Source organism: Azospirillum sp. B4 (assembly GCF_000333275.1).
Taxonomy (GTDB): domain Bacteria; phylum Pseudomonadota; class Alphaproteobacteria; order Azospirillales; family Azospirillaceae; genus Nitrospirillum.
Genome location: NZ_BACU01000596.1, coordinates 1 through 7,841 on the forward strand (window position 1 = coordinate 1; position 7,841 = coordinate 7,841).

A 7,841-nucleotide genomic window follows, 5' to 3' on the forward strand; every position below is an offset into this window, starting at 1 on the left:
GGCACGGCATGACGCCTGAGCAAGCTGCGCGCATTTTCGACCCGTTCGTGCAGGCCGACAGTTCGACCACCCGACGGTTCGGCGGCACCGGACTAGGCGTGTCGATCTGCCGCCAGCTGGCCGAAGCCATGGGCGGCCGGATTTGGGTCGAAAGCACCCCGGGGATCGGCAGCACCTTCCATGTGACCTTGCGACTGCGCCCCGCACCAGAAGGCGTCGTCCCGAATGACACGGCATTCATCGGCGAAGCCACCGCGACATCCCCGCGCAGCTTCCGGGTCCTGCTGGTCGACGACATCATTGAGAATATCGAACTGGCATGCGCCCGTTTGGCCCAGCAGGGCCATCAGGTCACCACTGCCAGCAACGGTCGCGAAGCGGTGGAGCGGGCGATGGCGCAACCTTTCGACCTCATCCTCATGGACGTGCACATGCCGGAAATGAACGGATTGGACGCGACCCGCGAAATCCGGCGGCTGGAAAAGTCCGCCGGCGCGGAGCAGACGCCCATCGTCGCCTTGACGGCCAGCGTCATGCAGGCCGAGCGCTGGAAGTGCTTTTGCGCCGGGATGAACGCCGTCATCGGCAAGCCCATAGACTTTTCCGAACTGTTTCGGGTCATGGAAAGCACGGTCGCGAGCGGGCGCGGTACCCAGAATCTCCAGAATCTCCAACCCAGCCTGGGCGGGCCCGGTCTTGCGAAGACAGCGCGGCCCACACCCGGCATCGCCTTCGAGGTCGGGTTGGCGCGATGGGGCGACCGTGATCGCTATCTGACAGCCTTGCTAGGCTTCAGCGACCGGTATGGCGACGCTGCAGGGCGCTTGGAGCGCTTCGCCGCCGACCGGGATTGGAGCCAAGGGCATGAATTCAGCCACGCCCTGAAAGGGGTCGCCGGCAATTTGGCCCTGTCCGACATCTTCCGTATCGCCAGCGCCTGCAACGACGCCTTCAAGGCGGAGGCGGCGGCCGAGTTGGCTGGGCTGGGCGCCGAACTCGTCCTGGCCATCCAGGCGGCGGAAGCGTCTGTCAGGCGGCTGTCGGAAGAGTACGGCACACAGGGGCCTGGCGGGAATGAGGGCGCCCTATCGGACCAGCAAGAGCCGCCGCTGCCGGCATCCATCGCCGACGCGCTGATGGCCGCCCTGAGCCTGGACGATCCGGACGCGGTGGAGCCGTGGCTCGACCGCATCGTCCACAGCCATCCGGATACCGTGGCCCAACTGCGTCATTTCATGGCCGACTATGACTTCGGACAAGCCAGCCTGTTGGTGGCCAACCGTCGCGACGACGGCTTGGCCGCGGCTCCGGGGCCGCCCTAGCGGAAGGAAACATGTGCATGGGCAAGCTTTGGAAAATCCTGATCGTCGACGACGAGCCGAGCAACCTGGAGGTGCTGCGCGGCATCCTCTCGGAAAGCTATACCCTGGCCTTCGCCCGCAGCGGCGAACAGGCGCTGGACAGTGTTCGCCGCCACCAGCCGGACTTGATTCTGCTGGATGTGATGATGCCGGGCATAGATGGATACGAGGTCTGCCGCCGCCTCAAGGCGGACCGCGACCTGTGCCATATCCCCGTCATCTTCGTGACGGCGTTGAACGACAATATGGATGAAGCGCGGGGCTTCGATGTCGGCGCCGTGGACTATCTGACCAAGCCGGTGTCGCCGGTGGTGGTCAGGGCCCGCGTCCGCAATCATATCGCGATGATCGACCAAAACGTCGTGCTTGAAAGCCTGAGCATAGCGGGTGAATTCAAGGACAACGAAACCGGCGCCCATGTTCGCCGAATGGGTCGCTATTCCGAGCTGTTGGCCCGGCAACTGGGATGGAGCGAGGTCGGGTGCCAGGCGATCGCCATCACGGCCCCCCTGCACGACGTCGGCAAGATCGGCATCCCCGATCGGGTCATCCTGAAGCCGGGAAAGCTGGACGAAGCCGAGTGGGCATTGATGCGCACCCATCCCGAACGGGGTGCCGCCATCATCGGCGGGCAGCGGTCGGCGCTGATGCGCATGGCGGCGCGGATCGCCGTGGGACATCACGAAAAATGGGATGGCAGCGGCTATCCCTTCGGCCTCAAGGGGAATGACATTCCGCTGGAAAGCCGGATCGTCGCGGTCGCGGATGTCTACGACGCCCTTATTTCCCCCCGCCCCTACAAGCCGGCCTGGCCGGCGGGCGACGTGGTAGCGCATATCCGGGAACAGTCCGGCCGGCATTTCGATCCGCTGATCGTCGACACCTTCCTCACCTGCGCCGACGAGTTTCTGGCCGTGCGCGCGGAATTGCCCGACTGAACAGCTGCGGTTCAGCGTATGAGGCGCCCCGTGGCTAGAGGGAAAACGGCGTGCCCTACCGCCGCCCCCTCGGTGGCGTCGAGAAGCCCGGCCGGTTGAGCTTGGCTGATGGCAGCGGCGGCTTGTGGCCCCAGGCGGAGACGGGCTTGCCCTGGGGCTTGGGCGGCGGCGGAGGTGGTGGTGGCGGGGGCGGGTCGGTCTTCACCGCCTCGCCAGCCGCCATTTTGGCCAGGTCGCTCATCAGCTTGCGCACGCCGTCCAGGCGCGTCTCCGCGCTGTCCCAGGGGCGCAGCAGCACCAGCTTGTGGTCCGGGCGGATCTTGGCCGTACCCGCCTGTTGCTGGATGAAGCCCACCAGGGCGGCCGGGTTCTTGAACTTATTGTCGCGGAAGCCAATGACGGCACCCTTGGGGCCCGCGTCCAGGGTCTGCACGCCGGCGTCGCGGCACAGGCGCTTGATTTCCACCAGGCGCAGCAGGTTCTCCACCTCCCCCGGCAGGGTGCCGAAGCGGTCGACCATCTCGGCGGCGAAGGCGTCGATCTCCGCTCGGTCCACCAGGTCGGCCACGCGGCGGTAGAGCGACAGGCGGATGCCAAGATCGGCGACGTAGTCCTCGGGGATCAGCACGGGCATGCCCAGCTGAATTTGCGGCGTCCACTGCTCCTCCGCCGCCTGGGCCTCCGTCAGGCCACCGCGCGCGGCGGCCACCGCCTCCTCCAGCATCTGCTGGTACAGCTCCACGCCCACCTCGCGGATCTGGCCGGATTGCTCCTCACCCAGCAGGTTGCCCGCACCCCGGATGTCCATGTCGTGGCTGGCCAGCTGGAAGCCCGCGCCCAGGCTGTCCAGCGTCTCGATGACGTGCAGTCGCTGCTGCGCCGTCTGCGACAAGACCGTCTTGGGCTGGTAGGTCAGATAGGCGTAGCCGCGCACCTTGGACCGGCCCACACGGCCGCGCACCTGGTACAGCTGCGCCAGGCCGAACATGTCGGCGCGGTGGACGATCAGGGTGTTGGCGCTGGGGATGTCCAGGCCGCTTTCGATGATGTTGGTGGCCAGCAGCAGATCGTACTTGCCCTCGTCGAAGGCGGTCATCACCTCCTCCAACTGCGCCGCCGGCATCTGGCCGTGGGCGGTGATGACCTTCACCTCCGGCACCAGCTCGGCCAGCCGTTCCTGCAGCTTGGGCAGATCCTCGATGCGCGGGCAGACATAGAAGCTCTGCCCACCGCGGTAGTGCTCGCGCAGGATGGCCTCGCGGATCACCACCGGGTCATAGGGCAGGACGAAGGTGCGTACGGCCAGTCGGTCCACCGGCGGCGTGGCGATCAGCGACAGCTCCCGCACGCCGCTCAGCGCCAGTTGCAGGGTGCGGGGAATGGGCGTGGCGGTCAGGGTCAGGACGTGCACGTCGGTGCGCAGCTCCTTCAGCCGTTCCTTCTGCTTCACGCCGAAATGCTGTTCCTCGTCCACGATGACCAGGCCCAGGCTCTTGAACTGGATGCTCTTGGCCAGCAGGGCGTGGGTACCGACGACGATGTCGATGGTGCCATCGGCCAGGCCGGCCTTGGTCTGGTTGGCTTCCTTCGCCGTCACCAGACGTGACAGCTGGCCCAGGCGCACGGGCAATCCTGCGAAGCGCTTCTCGAAGGTGCGGCTGTGCTGGCGGGCCAGCAGGGTGGTGGGCACCACCACCGCCACCTGCAATCCGCTCATGGCCGCGACGAAGGCGGCGCGCAGCGCCACCTCGGTCTTGCCGAAGCCGACGTCGCCGCACACCAGGCGGTCCATGGGCTGGCCGGAGTTCAGATCCTCCAGCACATCCTCGATGGCCTTCAGCTGGTCGTCCGTCTCGGCATAGGGGAAGCGGGCGGCGAACTCGTCATACACGCCGTCCGGCACCTCGATGGGGGGGGCCTTGCGCAGCGCGCGCTCGGCGGCGATGCGCAGCAGCGCGTCCGCCATGTCCTTCAGCCGCTTCTTGACCCGGGCCTTGCGCGACTGCCAGCCGACGCCCCCCAGCTTGTCCAGCTGCGCGCCGGATTCCTCGGAGCCGAAGCGGGACAGCACCTCGATGTTCTCGACCGGCACGTACAGCTTGTCGCCGCCATCGTACAGGATGCGCAGGCAGTCGTGCGGGGCGCCGGTGACGGTCAGCGTCTCCAGCCCGTCATAGCGGCCGATGCCGTGGTCGACGTGGACCACCAGGTCGCCCGGCGACAGGCTGGCCGCCTCCGCGATGAAGTTGGCGGCGCGGCGCTTCTTCTGCGACGGGCGGGCCAGGCGGTCGCCCAGGATGTCCTGCTCGGTGATGACCGCCAGGTCGTCGGTGGCGAAGCCGTTGTCGATGCCCAGAACGATGACGGCGGTGGCCTTCACCGCCAGCGCCCCGACCTCGGCCCAGCTGTCGGCGGTCAAGGCCGGGTCGATGCCATGTTCCTTCAGCATCTTGGCTAGGCGGTCGCGCGCGCCCTGGCTGTAGCCGGCCACCACCACGCGGCGGCCGTCGGCGTGCAGTTGGTCGATGTGCTGGCCCAGCGCGCGGAAAACGTTCACGTCCGGATTGGCACGGGCATCGGCGAAGTCACGCCCCCGGCGACCGGCGGCGTCCACCAGATTGGGGTTGGAGCCCCCCTCAACCGCCGCGAAGGCCGACAGCTGGGCGACGCAGCGCAGGGCCAGGTGCCGGTCCCACGCATCGCCGTCCAGGAACAGGCTGGCGGTCGGCACCGGTTTGTACACCGGCGTGCCCGACTTCTTCTCCACCTCCTGGAAGGTGCGGCGGGCGTCATAGAAGTCCGCCACCTGGGACAGGCGGCTGTCGCGCGCCTCCTCCGCCTGCGCGTCCAGGCTGACCATGGCGGCCGGGACGTAATCGAACAGCGTGTCCAGGCCGGCGTGGAACAGGGGCAGCCAGTGTTCCATGCCCGGCATCTTGCGCCCGGCGCTGATGCCCTCATACAGCGGGTCGCTGTCGGTGACGGCGCCGAACAGCTCCCGGTACCCGGTGCGGAAGCGTTGGACGGAGGGGTCGTCCAGGAACACCTCCGACATCGGCTTCAGGTCCACGCCCGCCCGCTTCTCCGTGGTCAGCTGGGTCATGGGATCAAAGGCGCGCACGCCTTCCAGCTCATCCCCGAACAGGTCCAGGCGCAGCGGCTCCGGCGTCGCCGGGGGGAACAGGTCGATGATGCCGCCGCGCACCGCGTACTCGCCCGGCTCGCGCACCGTCTGGGCACGGGTGTAGCCGTTGTTGGCCAGGAAGCGCTGCAGCTCATCCACGTTGACGCGACCGCCGACCTTGGCGCTGAAGGTGGCGTTGCGGAAGGCCAGGCGCGGCGGCACCTTCTGCAGGGCGGCGTTCAGGGTGGTGAGGACGATGAAGGGGCCTTTCGGCCGCGCGCCCAGCAGGGTGGTCAGCGTCTCGATGCGCCGGGCCACGATGTCGCCATTGGGTGAAACGCGGTCATAAGGCAGGCAGTCCCACGCCGGGAACGGCAGCACCGTCACGTCGGGCGCGAAGAAGGCCAGGGCCTCCTGCACCCGGGCCATGCGCGTGTCATCCAGCGCCACATGCATCAGGCCCGACGCCCCCGCCCGCCGCGCCAGGTCGGCCAGCACGCGCGCGTCATGCCCCTCCGGCGCGCCGGCCACCAGCAGGCGGCGCGGCGTGTCGGGGTTGAGGCTGGAAAGCAAGGTGGACGGCAGGACGGTGTCGGGCATGGGAAACAGCCAAGCGTTAGGCGGTAAGGGACAGGTCAGGCGACGCGGTGGGCCTGCAGCAGGGCCATCAGGTCCGCGTCCAGGTCATCCGGGAAGGGCGCACGCCCCAGCAGCCAGTCGAAGACGTCCGGGTCGTTCAGATCCAGCAAATGCTCATACCGGTCCAGCTGTTCCACCGTGAAGGCGGGCACATGCTTTTCGGCGAAGGTGCCCATCAGCAGGTCCATCTCCTTCATCCCGCGATGCCAACTGCGGAAGATCAGGCGCTTGCGGCGCACGGCCAGGGCGTCTTCGGTCGGAAGCGTTTCAGACAGGGTGTCGGTGGACATGATTGGAAGCCTTGATGATAGGAACGCGCAAGCGACCGAACTTACTTCAAGGCATCCGGCCAAAGCTGCCGGCCATGAAGTACGCGCAGAATGTCAATCCTGTCACCCCGTATCCTGTACGCGATCAGATACGGAGTTCGGGTAACGACAAGCTCTCGCGTGCCGGGGCGCCGTCCCGGCCTTCCCATCTCCGGAAACCGGACCAGCCCCTTGGCCGCCATAACAACTTGCCGAAGCTGACTTTCCGCAGCCTGCGGATCATGCTGGGCGATATGGGTTTGCAAGGACACCACGTCCCTCAAGGACGAGGGGGACCAATGAAGGCGCATACCAGACCTTATTTCGGCCTGGGAATGGGCAATTCGCCAGGTGTGCCCAGCGACTCAATCCACGCGGCAACCTCTTCATGGGGAATCAGCAAACCCGCGTCAGCCTCCCGCAGCCCCTGGTCAATGGCCGCCAGGTGCCCTTCCTGGACCGCGAGATAATCCCGGACAGCTTGTTCAACCACCCAGGACGGCGATCGGTCCAAAGCTTCCGCCAGCGCGGTCACTTGGTCGTTGAGCTCAGGCTCCAGCCTTATGCTGTCAGACATCATCTTGGTCATGCCGGCCCCGCCGCTTGGAATGGTCTCATCATACCCCAATAAGAACACATCGTAAACACACCTCACCGCCCAAGAGCCCCCACGACGGTAGGCGGTCGACAAGCCGCCCCGCTAACATATAGGCATATGCCCACGGTTTTGCGTCCTGGAGCCCTCCGTTGCGTCCGCCCGTCCTCTATCCCCTGTTTGCCCCCATCACCAGCCTGCCGGGCCTGGGCCCCCGCCTGGGCAAGCTGGCGGAGCGGCTGACCGGCCCGCATGTGGCGGACATCCTGTGGCACCTGCCCACCGGCGTGCTGGACCGCGCCAACGCGCCGAGCATCAATGAGGCGCCGGAGGGCCGCATCGTCACCCTGACGGTGCGGGTGGACGGTCACATGCCGCCGGTGCAGCGCCACCGCCCCTATCGCGTGCGCTGCACCGACCATACCGGGGAGATGGAGCTGGTGTTCTTCCATGTGAAGGGCGACTGGCTGGAGAAGCGCCTGCCCCAAGGCAAGATGGTGGTGATCAGCGGCAAGGTCGAGCGCTACAACGGCCTGCTGCAGATGCCCCACCCCGACCACTTCGCCCCGGTCGAGGAAGGCGTCCCGCCGCAGGAGGTGGAGGCGGTCTATCCCCTGACCGGCGGCCTGAACCCCAAGCCGCTGCGCACGGCCATCCAGGCGGCCCTGGCCCGTACCCCGGAGCTGGAGGAATGGCAGGATCCCGCCTGGCTGGAGCGCCAGGGCTGGCCCGCGTGGAAGGCGGCGCTGACCGCCGCGCACGACCCCAAGGGGGAAAAGGACGTCAACCCGCTGTCCCCCCTGCGCCAGCGCCTGGCCTATGACGAGTTGCTGTCCAATCAGCTGGGCCTGGCGCTGGTGCGCTGGCACCAGCGGC

Annotated in this window: 7 protein-coding genes; 3 read left to right on the top strand and 4 right to left on the bottom strand. The window is 67.2% G+C overall.

Annotated elements, in window-relative coordinates:
- Positions 1–1,322 (top strand): hybrid sensor histidine kinase/response regulator (locus tag I55_RS33545; protein WP_148293995.1); only part of this gene is annotated, 1,322 nt, incomplete at its 5' end.
- Positions 1,323–1,339: 17 nt separating this feature from the next.
- Positions 1,340–2,299, top strand: coding sequence for a two-component system response regulator (locus I55_RS26910; protein WP_199902743.1), 960 nt, complete (start codon positions 1,340–1,342; stop codon positions 2,297–2,299).
- A gap of 55 nt (positions 2,300–2,354) precedes the next feature.
- Here I55_RS26910 and mfd read toward each other — a convergent pair whose 3' ends face one another.
- The 4 genes from mfd to I55_RS26925 are packed head-to-tail and all read right to left on the bottom strand — an operon-like array spanning position 2,355 to position 6,959.
- Positions 2,355–6,023 (bottom strand): transcription-repair coupling factor, encoded by a 3,669-nt coding sequence (gene mfd, locus I55_RS26915; RefSeq protein ID WP_252181337.1) that lies wholly within the window; start codon positions 6,021–6,023, stop codon positions 2,355–2,357.
- A 35-nt stretch (positions 6,024–6,058) separates the two neighbouring features.
- Complete coding sequence (locus tag I55_RS26920; RefSeq protein WP_044563814.1) at positions 6,059–6,352, bottom strand: succinate dehydrogenase assembly factor 2; 294 nt, start codon at positions 6,350–6,352, stop codon at positions 6,059–6,061.
- A 41-nt stretch (positions 6,353–6,393) separates the two neighbouring features.
- A complete protein-coding gene (locus I55_RS35085) occupies positions 6,394–6,681 on the bottom strand; it encodes a type II toxin-antitoxin system RelE/ParE family toxin (protein WP_083901465.1) in 288 nt (95 codons plus the stop codon).
- 8 nt (positions 6,682–6,689) lie between these two features.
- A complete protein-coding gene (locus I55_RS26925) occupies positions 6,690–6,959 on the bottom strand; it encodes a CopG family ribbon-helix-helix protein (protein ID WP_044563815.1) in 270 nt (89 codons plus the stop codon).
- Between the two features lie 158 nt (positions 6,960–7,117).
- Between I55_RS26925 and I55_RS26930 the strand changes: the two genes are divergently transcribed.
- Positions 7,118–7,841, top strand: a 724-nt coding sequence (locus I55_RS26930; RefSeq protein ID WP_044563816.1) for an OB-fold nucleic acid binding domain-containing protein, incomplete at its 3' end; no start/stop codon positions are given.

What these genes read in the sequence shown, in the direction of transcription:
- I55_RS35085 (WP_083901465.1), bottom strand. Translation starts at nt 6,681, where the DNA reads ATGCGCCTTCATTGGTCCCCCTCGTCCTTGAGGGACGTGGTGTCCTTG.
- I55_RS26910 (WP_199902743.1), top strand. Translation starts at nt 1,340, where the DNA reads ATGGGCAAGCTTTGGAAAATCCTGATCGTCGACGACGAGCCGAGCAAC.
- I55_RS26925 (WP_044563815.1), bottom strand. Translation starts at nt 6,959, where the DNA reads ATGACCAAGATGATGTCTGACAGCATAAGGCTGGAGCCTGAGCTCAAC.
- I55_RS26920 (WP_044563814.1), bottom strand. Translation starts at nt 6,352, where the DNA reads ATGTCCACCGACACCCTGTCTGAAACGCTTCCGACCGAAGACGCCCTG.
- mfd (WP_252181337.1), bottom strand. Translation starts at nt 6,023, where the DNA reads ATGCCCGACACCGTCCTGCCGTCCACCTTGCTTTCCAGCCTCAACCCC.